Consider the following 20,492-nt stretch of genomic DNA (forward strand, 5'->3'; position numbering starts at 1 on the left):
GGGGGCGGGCATGAACGGACTACTTCCCGAAGGATTCCACGACCGCCTGCCCCCGCTTGCCGATCGGCGGCGGCGCTCGAATCGCGCGTGCTCGATGTTGCGCGGCTGCATGGCTATGAGCGGGTCGATCCCCCGCTTGCCGAGTTCGAGGAATCGCTTGGGGCACGGCTGAAGGCAGGGAGCGGCAAGGATGCGGTGCGCTTCACCGATCCGGTGTCGCGCCGCACGCTGGCGATCCGCCCCGACATCACCGCGCAGATCGGCCGCATCGCCGCGACGCGCATGGCGCACCATCCGCGTCCCGTCCGCCTGTCCTATGCTGGGCAGGTGCTCAAGCTGCGCGCCAGCGAGCTGCGGCCCGAGCGCGCGATGCGCCAGATCGGCTGCGAGCTGATCGGGCGCGACAGCATCGCTGCGGTGCGCGAGATCGTCAGCGTCGCGGTAGCGGCGCTGGAGGCGGCGGGCGTTCCCGGCCTCGCGATCGACTTCACCCTGCCCGATTTGGTCGAACAGCTTGCCCCCGAAATGGCGCCCGACCAGCTCACAGCCCTGCGCGCCGCGCTCGACGCCAAGGACGCCGCTTCGGTCGCGGCGATCGACCCGGCATTCTTGCCCCTGATCGAGGCGGCGGGGCCGTTCGACGCGGCGGTTGCCCGGCTGCGCGCGCACGACACCGGAGGGGCGCTGTCCAGCCGGCTCGACGGGCTGGAGGCGGTCGCCCAGGCGGTGGCGGGCAAGGCCGCGCTCACGCTCGACCCGACCGAACGGCATGGCTTCGAATATCAGAGCTGGATCGGATTCTCGCTGTTCGCGCGCGGCGTGCGCGGCGAAATCGGGCGTGGCGGCAGCTATTCGGTGATCGGCGCGCAGGGTGAGGAACCCGCCGTCGGCTTCTCGCTCTATGCCGATCCCTTGCTAGACGCAGGGCTGGCCCCGGCGGAGCGGAGGCGCTTGTTCCTGCCGTTCGGCACCGATGCGGCGACGGCGGCGCATTGGCGGAGCGAGGGCTGGGTCGCGGTCGCCGCGCTCGATGCCCAGGACAGTGCAGCAGCCCAGCTCTGCACCCATGTCCTCAACAACGGCGAGCCCTGCCGCCTCTAATCCAGCGGCTCGGCGAGCAGCTCCGCCCATTGGGGGTGCTTGCGGATATAGGCGGCGACGAACGGGCACTGCGCGATCACCCGCAGCCCACGGTCGCGCGCGGCGGTCAGCGCGTGCAGGATCAACCGGCTGGCAATTCCCCGTCCTTCCAGCGCAGGCGGGACGATGGTGTGGGTGAAGGTGATGATATCGCCGTCGATCACATATTCGGCGCGCGCCAGATGGCCGTCCACGATCAGTTCGAACCGGTTCCGTTCCGCATTGTCGCGAATTTCGTCAGAATCCATCACCCGCCTCCCGATTGCCGTGCATCGGGGGCGATGGTAGCGATCCGGGAACGGAGGACAATCGCTTGAAGATGCGGCTTTTCACGCTGATCTTGGTGGCATTGATGCTCGGCGGTGCGGCTTCGCCGGCGCGGCAGGTGCGCGCGGGCGAAGCAGTTCAATGGTCGATGGGCGACGGGCGCAAGGCGTTTCGCCATGGCGACCTGACCGCGACCTTCGACCGCGTTCAGTGCGCACCGCTGGGCGACGAATGCGAGGAGGAGCAGCTAGAGCCGAGGCTCGTGCTCAGTACCGCAGACGGCAGGTCGGTGACGCTCGACGATCTGCCGCTGGCCGCCACGCTGATGCTGGGGCCGCTCGACAAGGGCGGGCCCGTCGTCGCGTTCCTCCAGACTTATACCGGCGGGATGCATTGCTGCCAGCAACTGCGCGTGATCGTGCGGAGCGCGAACGGGCTGAAGATCGTCGAGCTCGGTGGCTATGACGGGGCGGAGATCGGCTGGCCAAGGGACGTCGATGGTGACGGGGTTCGTGATTTCGTGGTGAGCGACGACCGCTTCCTCTACGCCTTCGAAAGCTATGCCGCGAGCGTGGCACCGCCAAAGGTGCTGAACATTGTCGATGGGGCAGTGCGCGACGTGTCGGCCGAACCCCGCTTCGCCAAGGTTTTCGCGATGGCCGCAGTGCGCGCGCGCAAAGCGTGCATCGGCGAAGATTATCCCAATGGCGCCTGTGCCGCATGGGCCGCGAGCGCCGCGCGGCTGGGCCAGCTCGACGCGGTGTGGCCGGTGATCCTCGCCGAACATCGCAAGGAAACCGCGATCTGGCCGGACCGATGCAGGGTCGATCGCAGCGAGGATGGCGACTGCCCGGAGGGCCAGCTGGTCGAATATCCCGATTATCCAACCGGACTGCGCGCATTCCTCGCGGAGACTGGCTATATCCCCGCCGCATGAGTGACCCGCGCCCGCTGAATCCCCAAGACGTATTGCACACGCTTTTCGGCTTTCCAGACTTTCGCGGCGTCCAGCGGCAGGTGGTCGTTCGCGTCCTCGCCGGGCAACGCACGCTGGCGGTGATGCCGACCGGTGCGGGCAAGTCGCTGACCTATCAGCTGCCCGCGACGATGCTCGACGGCACCTGCGTCGTCATCTCCCCGCTGATCGCATTGATGCACGATCAGCTGCGCGCCGCCGAGGCAGTGGGCATCCGCGCCGCGACGCTGACCAGCGTCGATGAGAACCGCGCCGAAACGGTCGAACGATTCCGCAACGGTGAGCTCGACCTGCTCTATGTTGCGCCCGAGCGCGCATCGGGCAGCGGCTTCCGTGACTTGCTCCGCTCCGCCCCGCTCGCCTTGTTCGCGATCGACGAGGCGCATTGCGTCAGCGAATGGGGGCACGACTTCCGCCCCGACTATCGCCTGCTTCGCCCGTTGATGGATGCATTCCCCGACGTCCCGCGCCTCGCGCTGACTGCCACTGCCGATGCGCACACCCGCGCCGATATCCTCGGCCAGCTCGGCATCACCGAGGACGGGCTGATCGTCGCCGGGTTCGACCGGCCCAATATCCGCTACCAGATCGCGCCGCGCGACAATGTGCCGCGTCAGGTCGCCGACTTCATCGCCACGCAGAGCGGCCCTGGCATCGTCTATGCCCAGACGCGCAAGGCGGTGGAGCAGCTGGCAGAGAAGCTCGCCGCGACCGGGCGTCCGACCCTGCCCTATCATGCCGGGCTCGACCCCGCCGTGCGCCGCCGCAACCAGGCCGCGTTCGTCGCGAGCGAGGACATGGTGATCGTCGCCACGGTCGCGTTCGGCATGGGGATCGACAAGCCCGATGTGCGCTTTGTCATCCATGCCGGCCTGCCCAAGTCGATCGAGGCCTATTATCAGGAGACCGGCCGCGCCGGGCGCGATGGGGACCCGGCGGTGGCGCAACTCTTTTGGGGTGCCGATGATTTCGCCCGCGCCCGCCAGCGCATCGGCGAGGTCGAACCCGAGCGTCAGCCGGGCGAACGCGCGCGGCTCAACGCACTTGGTGCGCTGGTCGAGACCGCCGGATGCCGCCGCGCGATCCTGCTGCGCCATTTCGGCGAGGAACCGCCCGCGACCTGCGGCAATTGCGACAATTGCCTCGAAGCGCCCAAGGCAATCGACGCCAGCGTAACGGCGCAGAAATATCTCTCCGCCGTGTTCCGCACCGGCCAGAGTTTCGGCGCGACCTATATCGAACAGGTGCTGACCGGCCAGTCGACCGAACGCAGTCTGATGAACGGGCATGAGGCGCTGTCGGTCTGGGGCATCGTCGAGGGGGATGAAGCTGCGCTGATCAAGCCGGTTGGTCGCGCTCTACTGCTACGCGACGCGCTGCGTACCAATCCGCATGGAGGACTTGAGTTCGGCCCCGGTGCGCGGCCGATCCTGAAGGGCGAAGCCACCCTCGACCTGGTCATACCGCCCAAGCGCGAACGCCGCCGCAAGGGCAGCAGCACCGGCGCGCCCAACCCTGTCGGCGATCCGCTGTTCGAGGCGTTGCGCGACAAGCGCCGCGCGCTGGCGCAGGCGGCGGCGGTCCCGCCCTATGTCATCTTCCACGATTCGGTGTTGCGCGAAATGGCAGCGACGCGCCCGGCGACGCTCGCCGACCTCTCGCGCATTCCGGGCATTGGCGCGCGCAAGCTGGCGGATTATGGCGATACCTTCCTGCAAGTGATCCAAGAGGCCGCCTGACATGCGCACGATCGACGAAACCATTTCGGTGGCCCCGCAGATCAGCCCGGCCGACGTGACCGACATCGCGCGCGCGGGGTTCAAGGCGATCGTCAACAACCGCCCCGACGAGGAAGAGCCTGGCCAGCCCTCGGGCGACGCGATCCGCGCGGTCGCGGAGACTTTGGGCCTGTCCTACCACGCCATCCCCGTCACCCATGCCGGCTTCTCGATGCCGCAGGTCGAGGCGATGCGCGCGGCGATCGAGGGTGCAGATGGTCCGGTCTTCGCCTATTGCCGATCGGGCACGCGCTCGACCAACCTGTGGGCGCTCGCCGAGGCGAGCCGCGGTGGCGATCCCGAGACGCTGATCGGCAAGGCCGCACAGGCGGGATACGACATCAGCGGTCTCCGTCCGATGCTCGACGCGCTGTCGGGCAAGGCGTGACGTCATGAACTGGTGGCTGGTCGGCGGATCGCTGGCGGCGGTGCTAGCGCTGGCCGGGATTGCCTCGCTGCTCGGGCTGGGTGGCGCACGACGGCTGCAGACTGGAGACGACGCGATCCGCCTCGCCGAGGCGCTGGTATCCGGCTTTTCGGGCAAGGTCGGCGTCGTCGCCACCGATGGCACGCGCGCCATGGTGGCGGGGGGCACCGCCGATCTGGTGGTGATCGAACCACTCGGCGCGCGACACCGGGCGACGCGGTTCAAGTCGGCCCGCGTCGTGATGACCCATCCGGAGGCGGACGGCCTGAAGATCGCGCTGGAGCTGCAACCGGGCACAGTGTTTCGCATCACTGTTGCCGATGCGGACGCGGCGCACGCCCTAACCGACGCGCTCGGCTAACCATTGCCAAGGTCGATCCGACACGCTTATTTACACGCGTGTAAGGAGAGCGAATGCCCAATCTGCCGGACCCGGTCGATCTCGCCGTCCCGGCCTTCGTCCTGCTCGTGCTGGCGGAGATGGTGGTCGCGCGGATCAAGGACCGCAGCCGCTATTGCCTGCGCGATACGCTGACATCGCTGATGCTGGGGTTTGGCAGCACGATCGCGGGCGTGCTGGCGGGTGGCTTCGTCTTCGCGATGGCGGTGTGGGTGCACCAATATCGCCTCTTCGACATCTCCTATGCCTGGTACTGGTTCGTCGTCGCCTTCGTGCTCGACGATCTCGCCTATTATGTCTTCCACCGATCGGCGCACCGCGTCCGCTGGTTCTGGGCAAGCCATGTCATCCACCACAGTTCGCAACACTATAATCTGTCGACCGCGCTGCGGCAGACCTGGACCGGGTTCTTCAGCCTCGGCTTCATCTTCCGCCTGCCGCTGTTCCTGATCGGCTTTCCGCCGGCGATTGTGTTCTTCGTGGCGGGGGTAAACCTCGTCTACCAATTCTGGATTCACACCGAGGTGATCGGGCGGATGCCGCGCTGGTTCGAGGCGGTGATGAACACGCCCTCGCACCACCGCGTCCATCACGCGACCAACCCGCGCTATCTCGACAAGAATTATGCCGGCGTGTTCATCATCTGGGACCGCATGTTCGGCACGTTCGAGGCGGAGCGCGATGAGGATCGCCCGCGCTATGGCATCGTCAAGAACCTGCCCGACTTCAACCTCGTCCGCGCCGCCTTTCACGAATGGTGGGGGATCGCGCAGGACGTCTGGGCTGCCCCGAACTGGCACGCCCGCCTCATGTACATGATCGCGCCGCCCGGCTGGAGCCATGACGGCAGCCGCGATACATCCGAGATAATCAAGGCGCGCTGGGAGGCGCGGGAAAAGGCGGGGGTCCAGTGGAAGAAGCCGATATCGTCGTCATCGGAGCCGGGTCCGGGGGAGCGCCGCAGCAGGTCGGCTGAGCGAGGACGGGAAGTACTCGGTTGCCGTTCTGGAGGCGGGGGGCGCAACACCAGCTTCCGCACGTTGATGCCCGGCGGGATCGCGATGCAGACCCCCGCGACCAACTATGCGTATGAGACGGTGCCGCAGCCCGGCCTCAACGGTCGTCGCGGATACCAGCCGCGCGGGCGCGGGCTGGGCGGATCGAGCGCGATCAACGCGATGCTCTACATCCGCGGCGTGCCGTGGGACTATGACAATTGGGAACGGCTCGGCTGCCCCGGCTGGGGCTGGAACGATGTGCTCCCCGTGTTCAAGCGCAGCGAGGCGAATGAGCGCGGCGCGGACGATTATCATGGCGGCGAAGGCCCGCTCCATGTCAGCGACCAGAGTTTCATCCACCCCGGAACCCGCGCGTTCGTCGAAGCGGGCGCGGCGCTGCAGATCCCGCGCAACGACGATTTCAACGGGCCGAGCCAAGAGGGGATCGGCGTCTATCAGGTGACGCAGAAGGACGGCGAGCGCTGGACCGCCGCGCGCGGCTATCTGAAGGACCGCCCCAACCTCAACATCATCTGCGAAGCCACCGTCGAACGCGTGCTGATCGAGGAAGGGCGCGTGTGGGGCGTCGCCTATTCACGCGGAGGACAGACCAAGATGATCCGCGCGCGCCGCGCCGTCGTAATGGCGGGCGGCGTGTTCGGTACCGCGCAAACGCTCATGCTGTCAGGCATCGGTCCGGCTGCGCATCTCAAGGAAATGGGGATTCAGGTCCGCATCGACCGGCCCGAGGTGGGCGGCAACCTTCAGGACCATCTCGATTATGTCGCTGCGTTCGAGACGCCGGGATATGATTTTCTCGGCCGCTCGCTGCGCGGTTCGCTGGCGGGGCTCGGCGGCATGTGGCGCTGGTTCCGCAGCCGCAGCGGCATGATGACGTCACCCTATGCCGAGGGTGCGGCATTCCTGAGGAGCGATCCGGCGCTGGAAGTGCCCGACATACAGCTCCACTTCCTGATCGCGATCGTCGAGGACCATGGACGGGCCAAGGTCAAGGCGCACGGCTATAGCTGCCACGCCTGTGTCCTGCGCCCGGAGAGTCGGGGAACGGTGCGGCTGAAGTCGCCCGATCCGCGCACCGCGCCGCTGATCGATCCGCAATTCCTGTCCGATCCGCGCGACCTGGAACTGCTGATGAAGGGGACGCACATGATGTACCGCATCCTCGAGCAGCAGCCGCTGGCCGCGCTCGGAGGCAAGGACCGCTACCCGTTCGACGACGATGCCACGTTGGAGCGGCTGATCCGCGCGCGCGCCGACACCATCTATCATCCGGTCGGCACCGCGCGAATGGGGTCAGACAATGGCGCGGTGTGCGACCCGCAGCTGCGGGTACGCGGGGTCGAGGGGCTGTACGTCGCCGACGCCTCGATCATGCCGCGCCTGATCGGCGGCAACACCAACGCGCCGAGCATTATGATCGGCGAACGCTGCGCCGATTTCGTCCGGGCCGACCTTACATAAAAAAACGGGCCGGCTCAGGAGAGAGCCGGCCCAGTCGTCCGCAGGAGGAACATCGTGAGGGGCCGCACCGCTGCGGGTGCGACCCCAATTGCGTCAGTAGTTGTAGGCGCGCTCGCCATGCTCGCCGAGGTCGAGACCTTCCTGCTCGACTTCGGGGCTGACGCGCAGGCCGGTGAGTGCCTTGGCAATGGTGAAGGCGATGGCCGAACCGATCGCTGCCCACGCCACGGCCACGCCGACCGACTTGATCTGGATCCAAAGCTGAGCGCCCAGTTCATAGTCTTCCGCGCCCGGGCCACCGAGCACCGGCAGCATGGTCACGGCGGTCAGGACCGAACCGACGATGCCACCGAGAGCGTGGATGCCAAATGCGTCGAGCGATTCGTCGATCTTCAGCTTCGGCTTGATCGCGATGACGAAGATCGCGCAGACCACACCGGCAATCGCACCGAGCAGGATCGCACCGAACGGGCCGGAGTTGCCCGCAGCCGGCGTTACAGCGACCAGACCGGCAATCGCACCCGAGCATGCGCCCAGCAGCGAAGCCTTGTGACCCAGCACCCGCTCGGTCAGCATCCAGAACAGGATGCCAGCCGCGGTCGCGACGAAGGTGTTGATGAGCGCGAGGCCCGCCGAACCATTGGCTTCGAGCGCCGAGCCGGCGTTGAAGCCGAACCAGCCCACCCACAGCAGGCCCGTACCGATCAGCGTCATGGTCAGCGAGTGCGGTGCCATGCGCTCGGTCGGATAGCCCTTGCGCTTGCCCAGGATGATCGCACCGACCAGCGCCGAAACACCGGCGTTGATGTGAACCACGGTGCCGCCCGCGAAATCGAGCGCGCCCCAGCCAAAGATCAGGCCGGTCGCTTCATCGGTACCGCCCAGATACCAGACCATGTGCGCGATCGGATAATAGACGATCGTCAGCCAGATCGCGGCGAAGATCATCAGCGCACTGAACTTCATGCGCTCGACCAGGCCGCCGATGACCAGCGCGACGGTGATCGCGGAGAAGGTCATCTGGAACGCGATGAACACGAATTCGGGAATGACGACACCGTCGGTGAAGGTCGCGACGGTTGAGTCGGCGGTCACCCCGGCGAGCAGGAATTTGCCGGTCGAGATGAACTGGTTGGCGTCACCGCCGAACGACAGCGCATAGCCGTACATCACCCACAGCAGCATCGCGAACGCCGCGACCGCCAGCACCTGGGTCAGCACCGATGCCATGTTCTTGGTACGGACCAGGCCGCCATAGAACAATGCGAGGCCGGGGACGATCATCGCCATGACGAGCACGGTCGCGGTCATCATCCACGCGGTGTCGCCCTTGTCGGGAGTCGGCGCGGCAGCAGCAGCCGCGTCCTGAGCCCAGGCGGGCAGGGCCGCGAACAGCGCGACGCCCGCGCCTGCAGCCAGTTTGAGTGCAGTTTTCATCGTTACCCCCTTCACAACGCGGTCTGGTCGGTTTCGCCGGTGCGGATCCGCACGGCCTGACCGACGTCGAGCACGAAGATCTTGCCGTCGCCGATCGCGCCGGTGTTCGCTGCGGCCTGGACCGCCTCGACCACCCGGCCCGCCAGATCGCTGGCACAGACCACTTCGATTTTGAGCTTGGGCACCATGTTGGTGCTGTATTCCGCGCCGCGGTAGATTTCGGTCTGGCCCTTTTGCCGCCCGAACCCCTTCACCTCGGTCACGGTCATGCCCGCAACGCCCAACTCTGTGAGCGCTTCCCGGACGTCATCGAGCTTGAACGGCTTGATGATAGCGATGACGAGTTTCATTCCGCCCCCTTTCGCGTTTGACCCGGAGGCCATTGAGCAAAGGGCGTGCCAGAGTCGAAAAAGGCAGGATTCCGGGGATTCCGTCGCGGGCGATTGTTACCGAAAGGTAAAAAATTGTGCAGATGCGAAGGCGTGCCTAATTTTTAGGCTGCGCAGAGCACTGCTCGCGCAATAGGCATCCAATCCCAACATCCAGCCGCATTGGGCCTGACGAAGGGCCGAGGTCGAACAGCTGCGAAGGTGGAAGATGGTGGCTCAACAAGCGCAACACGAACGGATCGCGTTAGAGCTGATGCCCGGTGCGGTCGCGCTTGGTCGCCAGATAGGCGGCATTGTGCGGGTTGGGGGAAGCTGGTGCGCAACCCGCTCCGCCACCGCGACGCCGGCCGCCTCAAGCCCCGCAACCTTGTCGGGGTTGTTGGTCAACAGTCGCACCTGGTTCTGGCCCAGATGGGTCAGCATCCGCGCGGCCACGCCGAAATCCCGCGCGTCGACCGCAAAGCCCAGCCGCGTGTTTGCATCGACCGTGTCGAAGCCCTGATCCTGCAGCGCATAGGCGCGCAGCTTGTTGATGAGGCCGATCCCGCGCCCCTCCTGCCGCAGGTAAAGCAGGATGCCCCATCCGCTGGCGGCAATCGCGCGGATCGCCGCATGCAGCTGCGGCCCGCAATCGCATTTCAGGCTGCCGAGCACATCGCCGGTCAGGCATTCGCTGTGCAGCCGCACCAGCGGCGGATTGCCATCGGGCTGGCCGATCAGCAGCGCGATATGCTCGTCGGGCGATTCGGGGGAGCGGAACGCGACGATCTCGGCATCCTCCGCGCCGACCACCGGTAGCCGCGCGCGCGTGACCAGCCGCAGCCGCGCCGGATCCTCATGCGCCTGGATATCCGCCGGGGTGACCGCATCGTCGATCCGATGCCCCGGCCCTTCGCCGCGCGCGAAGAATGCCGGGAGCAACCCGGCGATCCGCGCCAGCCGCAGCGCCGCCGCCGCCGCATCGGGTGCCATCGCCGGCACCGCGCGGAACGGCCCCTTGAGGGGCGTGCGCAGGTCGAGTTGCGGGTCAGCGAGCGCCACAGCTGCGTCGAAATCGAGCCAGGGCCGCCGCGCGATCATCACCGGCGAATCCGGAACTGCCGCCGCCGCCTGATTGGCGAGCTTGAGCGTCACCGCGCGGCCCGACGTGATCAGCAACGGCGCCGCGATCCCCGGATCGAACTCGGCGAGCCTTGCGGCATCCGCCGTTTCGACCGCCAGCAGCGACAATGCGCCCGTACTCCCGCGAACCGCGAACGGCCAGCCGCGCCTCATCGCATCGACCGCGCGTGCCGCCGCACGGGGATCGGGCGTGCTGCCGTTCAAAAGGCGAACTCGGTGACGATCGGGACATGGTCCGACGGCTTGAGCCAGCCCCGGCATGGCTCGCACACGCGATGCGCGGTCGCCTGTGCCGCGACATCGCCGCTCGCCCACATATGGTCGAGCCGCCGCCCGCGATCCGACGCCGCCCAGTCCTTGGCGCGATAGCTCCACCAGGTGAAGCAGCGCTCAGGTGCCGGGATGAAGCGGCGGCCAAGGTCGACCCAGTCGTTCGCCGCCTGCATCCGCCCCAGCGCCTCGACCTCGATCGGCGTATGGCTGACCACGTCGAGCAGCTGCTTGTGACTCCACACATCGCACTCGAGCGGCGCGATGTTGAAGTCGCCGGTGACGATCACGGGCAGGCTGCCCAGCCCCTCCGACCAGCGGGTCATGCGTTCGACGAAATCGAGCTTCTGGCCAAATTTGGGGTTCTTCTCGCGATCGGGAATGTCGCCGCCGGCCGGGACATAGACATTTTCCAGCCGCACCCCGTTGGGCAGCCGCACCCCGACATGCCGCGCCTCGCCATTCGCCTGCCAGTCGAGCCGGTCGTCCTCGACCAGCGGCACCCGGCTGATGATCGCGACGCCGTGGTGCATCCGCTGGCCATGGATGACGATATGATCGTAACCCAGCGCGCGCAGGGGCGCGTGCGGGAAATCGCCGTCGATCACCTTGGTTTCCTGAAGGCACAGCACATCCGGCGCTTCCTCGCGCAGGAAACGTTCGACGATCTCCATGCGGAAGCGGACGGAGTTGATGTTCCAGGAGGCGATCTTCATCGCGCGTGATCTAGGGGCGATCCTCCGCCGATACCAGCGCGACGTTCAGATTTCGGCGCTGGCCCGCTCCCCCGCCCCGCCACCCATTCCAGAATATCCTGCCGATGGGTGGCGGGGCGGGGAGCGGGCCGGTGCCGCTGCGCCGATAGGCGCACAAACACCACCAAAAACCAAAAGGCCCCCGCTCCGGGGGCATGGAGCGAGGGCCGACCTGGCGTTCGTCACGCAGGCGGGACGGGATGTGCCTCGGGCAACAGGGGGGAAAAATCCCAAGGCCCCGTCCGCGAAACCGATCTAGCGTGTCAAAGCTGTCACCAACATGAACGCGGATGTCAGCGACGACCGCCGGTTTTCCGCGGGTCGTTCCAGCGGAACGCTCCGTCGCTGACCGGCGCGTTGAACCGCTGGTTCGATAGCCGCACCGTCGTGCGGTTGTTCTGGGCATCGAGCGCGACCCAGCCCTGAAGCATCAGTCCACCCGGTGCCGACGCGTTGCGCGCGAACACCATCGTGATGCGACCATATTCGGGCCGCTTGGGATCGCGTGCCTCGACGCTGATCACATCGGGGTTACCCGTCGGAACAACCTTGGCGTACCGCGCGGCGTCGCGATCGGGATTCATCAGGATGCCGAGCGGCGAATCCTTGACCGGCCAGCGCTGCACCTGGCGCACCGAATAGTCGATGAACCACAGCGAACTGCCATCGGCGACGATCAGCAGCGGGACGCCCTTTTCATATTGAAACCGAATCTTGCCCGGCTTCTTGAGCGTCATCGTGCCGTTGAGCGTCTTGCCGGTCCGATCGGTCTGGCTAAACGCGGCAGTCATCGACTGGGTCGCGCGCAGATGCTGCTGCACCTGCGCCAGCGTGCCCTGCTGCGCCGCGGCCGGCAGGGCGAGGGTGAGGGCGGCCACAGCCGCGAGGGGGCGAAACATCATGCTATTGCCAAACATGTCCCGCCCCTGCCGGTTCCGCGTTGAACTCGGTGTGAACCGATAGTTCAGGCTGCGCTGCGCGCCTGGACGATCTTGCCCGGGTTGCGCGGCGGCTCGCCCTTGGGCAGTGCGTCGACATGCTCCATGCCTTCGGTCACCACGCCCCAGACGGTGTACTGGCCGTCGAGGAAGGTTGCGTCGTCGAGGCAGATGAAGAACTGCGAATTCGCGCTGTTGGGATCGTTGGTGCGCGCCATCGAGCATGCGCCGCGGACATGCGGTTCACGGCTGAATTCGGCGGGAAGGTTGGGCTCCTTCGACCCGCCCATGCCGGTGCCGCTGGGGTCGCCGCCCTGCGCCATGAAGCCGTCGATCACACGGTGGAACACGACGCCGTCATAGAAGCCGCTGTCGGCCAGCTTGACGATCCGCTCGACATGCTGGGGGGCAAGGTCGGGGCGCAGCTGGATGTGCACGTCGCCGCTGTCGAGCGTCATCACAAGGCGCGTCGGAAGATCGGACATCGAAAGGAAAACTCCAGTGGAAACAAATGAGACCTCCCTCCCCTAGGGCGGCGCGGAGCGGGTTGCAAATCATGGCGCGCCTGCAGCGGATTGGCAGCGCGATTCGAGCGCGTTAGAGGGGGCGGGCAGCACAGTCGGGGGAGGCTCGATGATCGACGAGACCGAAACCACGGCCGGTACCCCCGATTCGCCCGCGCACGAGGCGCATGAGCGGATGTCTCCCGAGTTCGTGCGGACCGTCCTCGACCTGGTCGAGTCGGGCGATGTCGAGGCGGCGCGCGAGAAGGTCGAACCGCTTCACCCCGCCGACATTGCCGACCTGGTCGAGCTGACGCCCGCCGACCAGCGCCATGCGCTCGCCGCTGCCATCTCGGGCCTGATCGACGGCGATGTGCTCGCCGAGATGAACGACTGGGTGCGCGAGGCGCTGATCGAGGCGCTCGAGCCGCACGAAGTCGCCGATATCGCCGCCGAACTCGATACCGACGACGCGGTCGCGATCATCGAGGACATGGAGGAAGAGGACCAGCGTGCCGTCCTCCGCGCGCTCGACCCCGACGATCGTGCCGCGATCGAAGAGGCGCTGTCCTACCCCGAGGAATCCGCCGGCCGCCTGATGCAGCGCGAGCTGATCGCGGTACCCGAGCATTGGACGGTCGGCGACGTGCTCGACTTCCTGCGCGGCGAGGAGGAGCTGCCGACCGATTTTTGGGAAATCTTCGTCGTCGACCCGGCGCACCACCCGGTCGGCACCTGCGCGCTGTCGTGGATCCTGCGCACCCCGCGATCGGTGTCGATCGCGGACGTGATGAAGCGCGAACAGACGCTGATCCCGGTCGGCATGGATCAGGAAGAGGTCGCGCTGATCTTTCAGAAATATGCGCTGATCTCCGCCGCGGTAATCGACGATGCCGGACGGCTGGTCGGCATGATCACGGTGGACGACATCGTCCATATCATCTCCGAGGAAGCGGGCGAGGACGCACTGCTGCTGTCGGGCGCGGGCGATGGCGACATCAACGAGCCGGTGCGCGATTCCTATATCGCGCGCGTGCGCTGGCTGATCGCCAATTTGTTCACCGCGCTGGTCGCATCGACCATCATCGCGCTGTTCGGCGGCGCGATCGAGCAGATGGTGGCGCTGGCGATCCTGATGCCGATCGTCGCATCGGTCGGCGGCAATGCGGGGACGCAGACGATGGCGATCATCGTGCGCGCCCTGGCGACCAATCAGCTGACCCAGTCGAACACGATGCGGATGGTCAAGCGCGAGATCAAGGTCGCCCTGCTCAACGGCGGCACGATCGCCGTGCTGCTCGGCCTGGGTGCGGCAATCGTCTTCGGCAATCCGGCGCTGGGCGGCGTAATCGCGGCGGCGATGGTGATCAACATTCTGGTCGCCGGGCTCGCGGGGGGTACTGGTCCCGGTCGCGCTCGACCGGATGAACCAGGATCCTGCGGTCGCATCGTCGGTGTTCGTGACGATGGTCACCGATTCGATGGGATTTCTCGCCTTTCTCGGACTCGCCGTCGCATCGGGGCTGGTCGGCTGGTAGCTTGACCGGCAGCCGCCCGGTCCCCAGATCGCGGCGATGGCGCTCCACCTTACCAAAGTCGCGTTCGGGACCACCGGGGTCGACCATCTGCGCGAGCGGCTGGCACTGCGCGGCCTCGACGGCCCGGTCGCGCTGACCACCCGCTATCTGCCAAAGCGGCATGAAGAGATCGCCGGTCAGGGGTCGCTGTTCTGGATCCTCAAGCACCAGTTGGTCGCGCGCTCCCCCATCTTGGGCTTTGCCGAGGCAGAGGGCGGTCGCACCGCGATCCTGCTCGACCCCGCGCTGGTGCAGGTCGTGCCGCAAGCCAAGCGCGCGCATCAGGGCTGGCGCTATCTGGAAGGGGCCGATGCGCCCGCCGATCTGGGCAGCGGCGACATGGCGTCACTTCCGCCCGAACTTGCGGGAAAGCTGGCCGAACTGGGGTTCTAGCGCGCGAGGCTGGGGAACGCCGCGCGGAACGCCGCGACCTTGGGCTTGTCCCAACGGACGATATAGCTGTGGTTCGGGTTGCGCCGCGCAAAGTCCTGGTGCTCCGGCTCGGCCAGATAATATTCGCCGCTCTCGATCTTCGTCACGATCCGCGCGCGATAGACACCGCTCTTGCCGAGCTGATCGATATAGGCGCGCGCGACCCGGGCCTGTCCCGGGTTCTGCGGAAAGATCGCCGAGCGATAGCTTGGGCCGATATCCGGCCCCTGCCGATTGAGCTGAGTGGGATCGTGCGCGACCGAGAAATAGATGCGCAGCAAGGTCGCATAGCTGACCACCCGCGGGTCATACGTGATGCGGATCGCCTCGGCATGGTCGGTGCGTTCGGTCACCACCTGGGCATAGGTCGCGGTCGCGCGGGTACCACCGGCATAGCCGCTGGTCACCGTCTTCACGCCCTTCACCTGCTCGAACACCGCCTCCATGCCCCAGAAACAGCCGCCGGCGAGGACCGCGACCTGATCGCCTGGCGCGGGCGCGACATCGGTGGTGGAAGCGGGGATCGGGACGGCCTTTTCGCCGCCGCCGGCGAACACGGGGGGAGCCAGGCCCGCCACATGCGCGAACCCGATCGCCCCCAAGCTGGCAAGGCCGAGGGCGACCGCGCGCAGCATCAGAACAGCGGCGCCGCCATCACCTGCTCCGCATGGAGCGCGACCATTCCGATCGCGCCAAGCGAGAAACCGGCAAGGAAACGGCGGAGAAACGGCGATTTGAAAGCCGCGATCATGGTACAAATCCTTTGTGCTTGGCGCGGAGATGGGGGTGCCACCTCGAATTCCAAGCAAAGACTAACTTTCCCGCGCTGAACCTGCGCTGGTCTTCCCGTTCATATTCGGGAAACCCGCGCAAAAGGTTTCAGCGCTCAGCGAAAAAATATCGCTGGTCAGCGCAGCACGGCGCACGCCTCCTGAATCCGCGTGCACGCCTGCGTCAGCAGCGCATCGCTGGTCGCATAGCTGATGCGCAGCGCCGGCGACAGGCCGAACGCCGCGCCGTGCACAGCAGCCACCTTCGCGTCGTCGAGCAGATAGCCGACCATCGTCTCGTCGCTGTCGATCTTCAGCCCCTTGGGCGTGGTCTTGCCGATCAGCGCGCTGAACTCGGGATAGACGTAGAAGGCACCCTCCGGCGTCGGGCAGGTCATCCCGTCGATGGCATTGAGCATCGACACCACCAGATCGCGGCGCGTCTGGAACGCGGCGTTGCGCTCGGCCAGGAACGACTGATCGCCGTTGAGCGCCGCAACCGATGCCGCCTGGCTGATGCTGCACGGGTTGCTGGTCGACTGCGACTGGAGCTTGCCCATCGCCTTGATCAGCCATTGCGGGCCACCGGCATAGCCTATGCGCCAGCCGGTCATGGCATAGGCCTTCGACACGCCATTCGCGGTCAGCGTGCGGTCGTAGAGCGCCGGACACACCTGTGCGATCGTCGCGAATTCGAAGCCGTCGTACAGGATGTGCTCATACATATCGTCGGCATAGATCAGCACATGCGGGTGCCGCTCCAGCACCTCGCCCAGCGCGCGCAGCTCGGCCGCGCTATACGCCGCGCCGGTCGGGTTGGACGGTGAGTTGAGCACCACCCATTTGGTCTTTGCGGTGATCGCCGCTTCCAGCTGTTCGGGCTTGATCTTGTAGGCCTGGTCGGCACCCGCCGCGACGAACACCGGCTTCCCGCCAGCAAACTCGACCACATCGGGATAGCTGACCCAATAGGGTGCCGGGATCACCACCTCGTCACCCGCGTCAATCGTCGCACAGAACGCGTTGAACAAGGTGTGCTTGCCGCCCGAATTCACGCTGATCTGGCTTTCGGCATAGGTCAGGCCATTGTCGCGCGCATACTTCGCGACGATCGCAGCCTTGAGCTCGGGCGTGCCGTCGACATTGGTGTATTTGGTCGCGCCGCGGCGGATCGCCTCGATCGCCGCTTCCTTGACGAAATCGGGCGTGTCGAAATCAGGTTCGCCCGCGCCCAGGCCAATGACATCGACCCCCGCGCGCTTCAGCTCGAACACGCGGCTCGTCATCGCGAGCGTCGCGGAGGGCTGGATGCGGTTGAGCGCGGCGGAGGTCTGCATGGAAAACGCCTCTCTGAATGGAAATCGCGCGCCCTATAGGTCGGAGGGTTCCACTTCCGCAACCGTAACAGCCGAAACAAGTCCGCGCAGCGCGTTGCCGAGCTGGAATCCCTGGCGCAAATCCTCGGGCTGCAGATCGGCCTCGACCGCGCGGCCGGTAGCGATCAGCTCGGCGCGCAACACGCCGGGCAAGATGCCGCGCGCCAGCGGCGGGGTGCGCAGAACGCCGTCGTCGCCGGGCACGAAGAGCGAGGTGAAGCTGCCCTCTGTCAGATACCCCTCGTCATCGACGAATACCGTCTCCCACGCCCCCGCGACACGCGGCCAGGGGCTGCGGTCGCTGGTCTTGTGGACCAGGCGAAAGTCGCGCGGCGCGACTTGGCGGCGGGCGAGCGCGACCGTGACCGGACCGTACGGTGCCCCGGGCATCGGTCCGGTGCCGATCGCAAGTCGTCCCTCGGGTGACAGCAGCAGCCGCACCTTGGCCGGATGACGCAGCCGGAAGGTCGCGGCCTGCAGCTCGTTGCGCACGCCGTGCCGGTCGAACGGTATCCCGAACGCCCCGGCGCTGGCCCGCATCCGCTCAAGATGCCGTTCGAGCAACGCGATCCCCCCGACGGGATCGAATGCCATCGTCTCGATCAGGTCGAAGCGCCGCTGGCCCCGCGTCAGGAATGCGCCCTTGGCCAGGCATTCGTCCCATTCCTCACCCGCGCGCGAATCGGCAACCACGCCCGAGCCGAGGCCAATCGTCGCTTCATCGGCTCCATCGCGCAAATGCAGCGTGCGAATTGCGACATTGAACGCGGCGTCGCCATCCGGATCGATCCGCCCGATCGATCCGGTATAGGCACCGCGCGCATCGGGCTCGACCGCCGCGATCACCTCCATCGCCCGAATCTTGGGCGCGCCGGTCACCGACCCGCACGGGAAGATCGCCGCCAGCGCCTGCCCCGGGCCGATGTCGGGCGCGAGCTTTGCCGCGACGGTCGACACCATGGTGTGCAGCGTCGGATAGGTTTCGACCTTGAACAATTCGGGCACATGCACGCTGCCCGGCGCGGCGATCCGGGTGAGGTCGTTGCGCATCAGATCGACGATCATCAGATTTTCGGCGCGCTGCTTTTCGTCCAGCGCCAGTTCGGCCCGCGCCGCGTCATCTGCCTCCGGCGTAGCACCGCGCGGCGTCGTCCCCTTCATCGGTCGCGCGATCAGCTCGCCTCTGCGGAGCGCAAAGAACAATTCGGGCGAGAAGGACAACAGCCAGTCGCTGCCAGTCCACACAATCCCGCCATAGCCCGCCGCCGCCCGCGCGCGGATCGCGGCATAGGCGGCAAGCGGGTCGCCCGCGACGCGCACCGCAGCTCGAAAGGTCAAATTGGCTTGATAGATATCCCCCGCCTCGATCCAGTCATGCACGCGGGCAAAGGCAATGTCATAGTCGGCGCGGCTAATCCCCGGTGCGGGCCGTCCGACCCAACCCCCGCCGGGTCGGGCAGCCGTGCGGCGACGGTGTCTGGGGCCAGATGCTCGGCCGTCTCGAACAATCCGAACCACAAGAGCGGCGTATCGCTTTTCGTGCGGCTCAGCCCGGCAAGTCGTGTCTCGATCGCATGTCCGGCCTCGTAAGCGATATAGCCCGCCGCATGCAGTCCCTCGCCCCGCGCGGCGTCCAGCGCGGCGAGCGCAGGTGTGACCTCTTCCGGGCGATGTGCGACGACCACCCGCACCGGCACGGTGTAGAGCCGCGCGTCACTGCCCCCCGGCCGGGCATCGTCGAGCAGCACAAACGGTGTGTCGGGTCGCATCGCACCGGCCATGAAGCGCTAAACGTCTGCCCGCAAGCCTCTGTTGCTGCACGATCGGGGGCAGACTATCTGCAACAGCCATGTCCACCACCCCCACGCCCCCACTGCGCGCCGCGATCGTCCCCGTCACTCCGCTCCAGCAGAATTCGACCCTGCTCTGGTGCACCCGCACCATGCGTGGTGCGTTCACCGATCCGGGCGGCGACCTGCATCTGCTCAAGGCGGCGGCAGCGCAGCATAGCGTCACCATCGAAAAATTGCTGATTACCCATGGCCATATCGACCATTGCGGCCAGGCGGGCATGCTAGCCAAGGAGCTGGGCGTGCCGATCGAGGGGCCGCATGAGGCCGACCGCTTCTGGATCAGCCGGCTCGACGATGATGGCCGCAAATATGGCATCGACGGCAAACCGTTTGAGCCCGATCGCTGGCTGGTCGATGGGGACACCGTCACGGTCGGCGACCTGACGCTCGACGTCTATCACTGCCCCGGCCACACCCCGGGGCATGTCGTGTTCCACCATGCGCCGTCGAAGCTCGCCATCGTCGGCGACGTGATCTTTCAGGGATCGATCGGCCGCACCGACTTCCCGATGGGCAATCATCAGGACCTGCTCGACGCGATTACCACCAAGCTGTGGCCGCTCGGTGACGACACGGTGTTCGTCCCGGGCCATGGCCAGCCGAGCAGCTTCGGGCAGGAACGCAAGACCAACCCGTTCGTATCGGATCGCGCGATGGCGCAAAGCTAAACCGGTCGGTTGACAGTCCCAGGGCGACCGTGTAATTCAACCAAATGGTTGAACGACTCGATGCCACATTTCACGCCCTCGCCGATCCCACACGGCGCGGGATGCTCGCCACACTCGCCCAAGGCGAAAAGAGCATCGGCGAACTTGCGCAGCCTTATGCGATGACCCTCGCCGGGGCGTCGAAGCATGTTCAGGTGCTCGAACGCGCTGGCCTGGTTGTGCGCCGCCGCGATGGCCGCACGCATCGCTGCGCGCTCAATCCTGCGCCGCTCGCCGAAGCGAACCAGTGGCTGCAGCAATGGGCAGACTTCTGGAACGCGCGCCTCGACCAGCTCGAAATCCTGCTCGCCGACCTTCCCAAGGGAGACACGCCATGACCGCCACGATGCCCGACCTCGAACGCCTCGCGCCCGATACGATTCGCATGGTCCGCATCCTCGACGCACCGCCCGCGACGGTGTGGCGCTACCTGGTCGACGCCGATCTACGCCGCCGGTGGTTCGCGGGCGGCACCGATGCGCGGCGGGGCGGCGAAGTGGATCTGGTATTCGACCATGACGAACTGTCGACCGATGACGTTCCCTATCCGGAGGAATACGCCAAATGGAAAGGCGCGGTCGGGTGCGAGCGGGTGGTCGAATATGATCCGCCACATGTCTTCGCGATCAGCTGGGATGAAGGGAAGGAAGGAACCGCCCGGTTCGAACTGTTCGCCGACGGGGCGGACAAGACTCGCCTGATCCTCACTCACAGCGGCATCACCGGCCCCGCGCCGATGGCCAATTTCGGGGGCGGCTGGCACGCCCACTTTGCAGTGCTGCAAGGGCTGTTGGCCGGCGACCCCGTTCGCGACTTCTGGGCGCTCCATGCCCGGTCGGAGGCGCGGGTGGCGGAGGTGCTGTCGACGCACAGCTGAACTATCCGCCTGCATCGC

Annotated in this window: 16 protein-coding genes and 6 pseudogenes; 12 read left to right on the forward strand and 10 right to left on the reverse strand. The window is 66.5% G+C overall.

Features of this window, described 5'->3' with window-relative positions:
• Positions 1 to 10: 10 nt before the first annotated feature.
• Positions 11 to 1,101, forward strand: a pseudogene (locus LRS12_RS06420) (ATP phosphoribosyltransferase regulatory subunit).
• Here the strand turns inward: LRS12_RS06420 and LRS12_RS06425 are convergent.
• On the reverse strand, positions 1,098 to 1,388 hold the full coding sequence (locus LRS12_RS06425; RefSeq protein ID WP_257843839.1) for a GNAT family N-acetyltransferase: 291 nt from the start codon (positions 1,386 to 1,388) through the stop codon (positions 1,098 to 1,100). The pseudogene LRS12_RS06420 and the gene LRS12_RS06425 overlap by 4 nt on opposite strands.
• 65 nt (positions 1,389 to 1,453) lie before the next feature.
• On the opposite strand from LRS12_RS06425, the gene LRS12_RS06430 reads away from it, so the two are divergent.
• The 6 genes and pseudogenes from LRS12_RS06430 to LRS12_RS06455 all read left to right on the forward strand — a co-directional run bounded on the left by LRS12_RS06430 (position 1,454) and on the right by LRS12_RS06455 (position 7,468).
• A complete protein-coding gene (locus LRS12_RS06430) occupies positions 1,454 to 2,344 on the forward strand; it encodes a hypothetical protein (protein WP_257843840.1) in 891 nt (296 codons plus the stop codon).
• Positions 2,341 to 4,122, forward strand: coding sequence for a DNA helicase RecQ (gene recQ, locus LRS12_RS06435; protein WP_257843841.1), 1,782 nt, complete (start codon positions 2,341 to 2,343; stop codon positions 4,120 to 4,122). The genes LRS12_RS06430 and recQ overlap by 4 nt, the downstream gene beginning before the upstream one ends.
• 1 nt (position 4,123) lies before the next feature.
• Positions 4,124 to 4,549 carry a TIGR01244 family sulfur transferase gene (locus tag LRS12_RS06440; protein ID WP_257843843.1) on the forward strand — a complete coding sequence of 142 codons (426 nt, stop codon included), beginning with the start codon at positions 4,124 to 4,126 and terminating at the stop codon, positions 4,547 to 4,549.
• A gap of 4 nt (positions 4,550 to 4,553) precedes the next feature.
• Positions 4,554 to 4,949 (forward strand): hypothetical protein, encoded by a 396-nt coding sequence (locus tag LRS12_RS06445; protein ID WP_257843845.1) that lies wholly within the window; start codon positions 4,554 to 4,556, stop codon positions 4,947 to 4,949.
• A 53-nt stretch (positions 4,950 to 5,002) separates the two neighbouring features.
• Positions 5,003 to 5,881: pseudogene (locus tag LRS12_RS06450) on the forward strand (sterol desaturase family protein); the annotation flags it as partial.
• Positions 5,882 to 5,898: 17 nt separating this feature from the next.
• Positions 5,899 to 7,468 (forward strand): annotated as a pseudogene (locus LRS12_RS06455) (GMC family oxidoreductase).
• A gap of 93 nt (positions 7,469 to 7,561) precedes the next feature.
• On the opposite strand, the gene LRS12_RS06460 reads toward LRS12_RS06455, so the two are convergent.
• The 6 genes and pseudogenes from LRS12_RS06460 to LRS12_RS06485 all read right to left on the reverse strand — a co-directional run bounded on the left by LRS12_RS06460 (position 7,562) and on the right by LRS12_RS06485 (position 12,864).
• Positions 7,562 to 8,905: an ammonium transporter gene (locus tag LRS12_RS06460; protein WP_257843846.1), complete on the reverse strand. Its 1,344-nt coding sequence runs from the start codon at positions 8,903 to 8,905 to the stop codon at positions 7,562 to 7,564.
• An 11-nt stretch (positions 8,906 to 8,916) separates the two neighbouring features.
• Positions 8,917 to 9,255 (reverse strand): P-II family nitrogen regulator, encoded by a 339-nt coding sequence (locus LRS12_RS06465; protein ID WP_145848270.1) that lies wholly within the window; start codon positions 9,253 to 9,255, stop codon positions 8,917 to 8,919.
• 283 nt (positions 9,256 to 9,538) lie between these two features.
• Positions 9,539 to 10,569: pseudogene (gene ribA, locus LRS12_RS06470) on the reverse strand (GTP cyclohydrolase II).
• Between the two features lie 47 nt (positions 10,570 to 10,616).
• Entirely contained in the window at positions 10,617 to 11,402 is a 786-nt protein-coding gene (locus tag LRS12_RS06475) for an exodeoxyribonuclease III (protein ID WP_257843847.1), read from the reverse strand.
• A gap of 332 nt (positions 11,403 to 11,734) precedes the next feature.
• Positions 11,735 to 12,343 (reverse strand): outer membrane lipoprotein carrier protein LolA, encoded by a 609-nt coding sequence (locus LRS12_RS06480; RefSeq protein ID WP_257843848.1) that lies wholly within the window; start codon positions 12,341 to 12,343, stop codon positions 11,735 to 11,737.
• A 62-nt stretch (positions 12,344 to 12,405) separates the two neighbouring features.
• Positions 12,406 to 12,864, reverse strand: coding sequence for a peptidylprolyl isomerase (locus tag LRS12_RS06485; RefSeq protein WP_257843849.1), 459 nt, complete (start codon positions 12,862 to 12,864; stop codon positions 12,406 to 12,408).
• Positions 12,865 to 13,012: 148 nt separating this feature from the next.
• Here LRS12_RS06485 and mgtE point away from each other — a divergent pair.
• Positions 13,013 to 14,420 (forward strand): annotated as a pseudogene (gene mgtE, locus LRS12_RS06490) (magnesium transporter).
• Positions 14,421 to 14,456: 36 nt separating this feature from the next.
• On the forward strand, positions 14,457 to 14,852 hold the full coding sequence (locus tag LRS12_RS06495; protein ID WP_257843850.1) for a DUF1489 family protein: 396 nt from the start codon (positions 14,457 to 14,459) through the stop codon (positions 14,850 to 14,852).
• On the opposite strand, the gene msrA is transcribed toward LRS12_RS06495, so the two are convergent.
• The 3 genes and pseudogenes from msrA to pabB all read right to left on the reverse strand — a co-directional run bounded on the left by msrA (position 14,849) and on the right by pabB (position 18,806).
• Entirely contained in the window at positions 14,849 to 15,526 is a 678-nt protein-coding gene (gene msrA, locus LRS12_RS06500; RefSeq protein ID WP_257843851.1) for a peptide-methionine (S)-S-oxide reductase MsrA, read from the reverse strand. The two genes, LRS12_RS06495 and msrA, sit on opposite strands and share 4 nt — an antisense overlap.
• A gap of 272 nt (positions 15,527 to 15,798) precedes the next feature.
• On the reverse strand, positions 15,799 to 16,998 hold the full coding sequence (locus tag LRS12_RS06505; protein ID WP_257843852.1) for a pyridoxal phosphate-dependent aminotransferase: 1,200 nt from the start codon (positions 16,996 to 16,998) through the stop codon (positions 15,799 to 15,801).
• A 33-nt stretch (positions 16,999 to 17,031) separates the two neighbouring features.
• A pseudogene (gene pabB / locus LRS12_RS06510) lies at positions 17,032 to 18,806 on the reverse strand (aminodeoxychorismate synthase component I).
• An 80-nt stretch (positions 18,807 to 18,886) separates the two neighbouring features.
• Between pabB and LRS12_RS06515 the strand changes: the two are divergent.
• The 3 genes from LRS12_RS06515 to LRS12_RS06525 are packed head-to-tail and all read left to right on the forward strand — an operon-like array spanning position 18,887 to position 20,474.
• On the forward strand, positions 18,887 to 19,558 hold the full coding sequence (locus tag LRS12_RS06515; protein ID WP_257843853.1) for an MBL fold metallo-hydrolase: 672 nt from the start codon (positions 18,887 to 18,889) through the stop codon (positions 19,556 to 19,558).
• Positions 19,559 to 19,602: 44 nt separating this feature from the next.
• Complete coding sequence (locus LRS12_RS06520) at positions 19,603 to 19,935, forward strand: helix-turn-helix transcriptional regulator (RefSeq protein WP_257843854.1); 333 nt, start codon at positions 19,603 to 19,605, stop codon at positions 19,933 to 19,935.
• Positions 19,932 to 20,474 (forward strand): SRPBCC family protein, encoded by a 543-nt coding sequence (locus LRS12_RS06525; protein ID WP_257843855.1) that lies wholly within the window; start codon positions 19,932 to 19,934, stop codon positions 20,472 to 20,474. Before LRS12_RS06520 ends, LRS12_RS06525 begins: the two co-directional genes overlap by 4 nt.
• The last annotated feature ends 18 nt before the right edge of the window (positions 20,475 to 20,492 follow it).

It is taken from the genome of Sphingomonas sp. J344, assembly GCF_024700005.1.
Classification (GTDB): domain Bacteria; phylum Pseudomonadota; class Alphaproteobacteria; order Sphingomonadales; family Sphingomonadaceae; genus Sphingomonas.

Excerpts from the sequence above, each read along its gene's own strand:
- LRS12_RS06425 (WP_257843839.1), bottom strand. The coding sequence starts at position 1,388 with ATGGATTCTGACGAAATTCGCGACAATGCGGAACGGAACCGGTTCGAA.
- recQ (WP_257843841.1), top strand. The coding sequence starts at position 2,341 with ATGAGTGACCCGCGCCCGCTGAATCCCCAAGACGTATTGCACACGCTT.
- LRS12_RS06440 (WP_257843843.1), top strand. The coding sequence starts at position 4,124 with ATGCGCACGATCGACGAAACCATTTCGGTGGCCCCGCAGATCAGCCCG.
- LRS12_RS06445 (WP_257843845.1), top strand. The coding sequence starts at position 4,554 with ATGAACTGGTGGCTGGTCGGCGGATCGCTGGCGGCGGTGCTAGCGCTG.
- LRS12_RS06460 (WP_257843846.1), bottom strand. The coding sequence starts at position 8,905 with ATGAAAACTGCACTCAAACTGGCTGCAGGCGCGGGCGTCGCGCTGTTC.
- LRS12_RS06465 (WP_145848270.1), bottom strand. The coding sequence starts at position 9,255 with ATGAAACTCGTCATCGCTATCATCAAGCCGTTCAAGCTCGATGACGTC.
- LRS12_RS06475 (WP_257843847.1), bottom strand. The coding sequence starts at position 11,402 with ATGAAGATCGCCTCCTGGAACATCAACTCCGTCCGCTTCCGCATGGAG.
- LRS12_RS06480 (WP_257843848.1), bottom strand. The coding sequence starts at position 12,343 with ATGATGTTTCGCCCCCTCGCGGCTGTGGCCGCCCTCACCCTCGCCCTG.
- LRS12_RS06485 (WP_257843849.1), bottom strand. The coding sequence starts at position 12,864 with ATGTCCGATCTTCCGACGCGCCTTGTGATGACGCTCGACAGCGGCGAC.
- LRS12_RS06495 (WP_257843850.1), top strand. The coding sequence starts at position 14,457 with ATGGCGCTCCACCTTACCAAAGTCGCGTTCGGGACCACCGGGGTCGAC.
- msrA (WP_257843851.1), bottom strand. The coding sequence starts at position 15,526 with ATGCTGCGCGCGGTCGCCCTCGGCCTTGCCAGCTTGGGGGCGATCGGG.
- LRS12_RS06505 (WP_257843852.1), bottom strand. The coding sequence starts at position 16,998 with ATGCAGACCTCCGCCGCGCTCAACCGCATCCAGCCCTCCGCGACGCTC.
- LRS12_RS06515 (WP_257843853.1), top strand. The coding sequence starts at position 18,887 with ATGTCCACCACCCCCACGCCCCCACTGCGCGCCGCGATCGTCCCCGTC.
- LRS12_RS06520 (WP_257843854.1), top strand. The coding sequence starts at position 19,603 with ATGGTTGAACGACTCGATGCCACATTTCACGCCCTCGCCGATCCCACA.
- LRS12_RS06525 (WP_257843855.1), top strand. The coding sequence starts at position 19,932 with ATGACCGCCACGATGCCCGACCTCGAACGCCTCGCGCCCGATACGATT.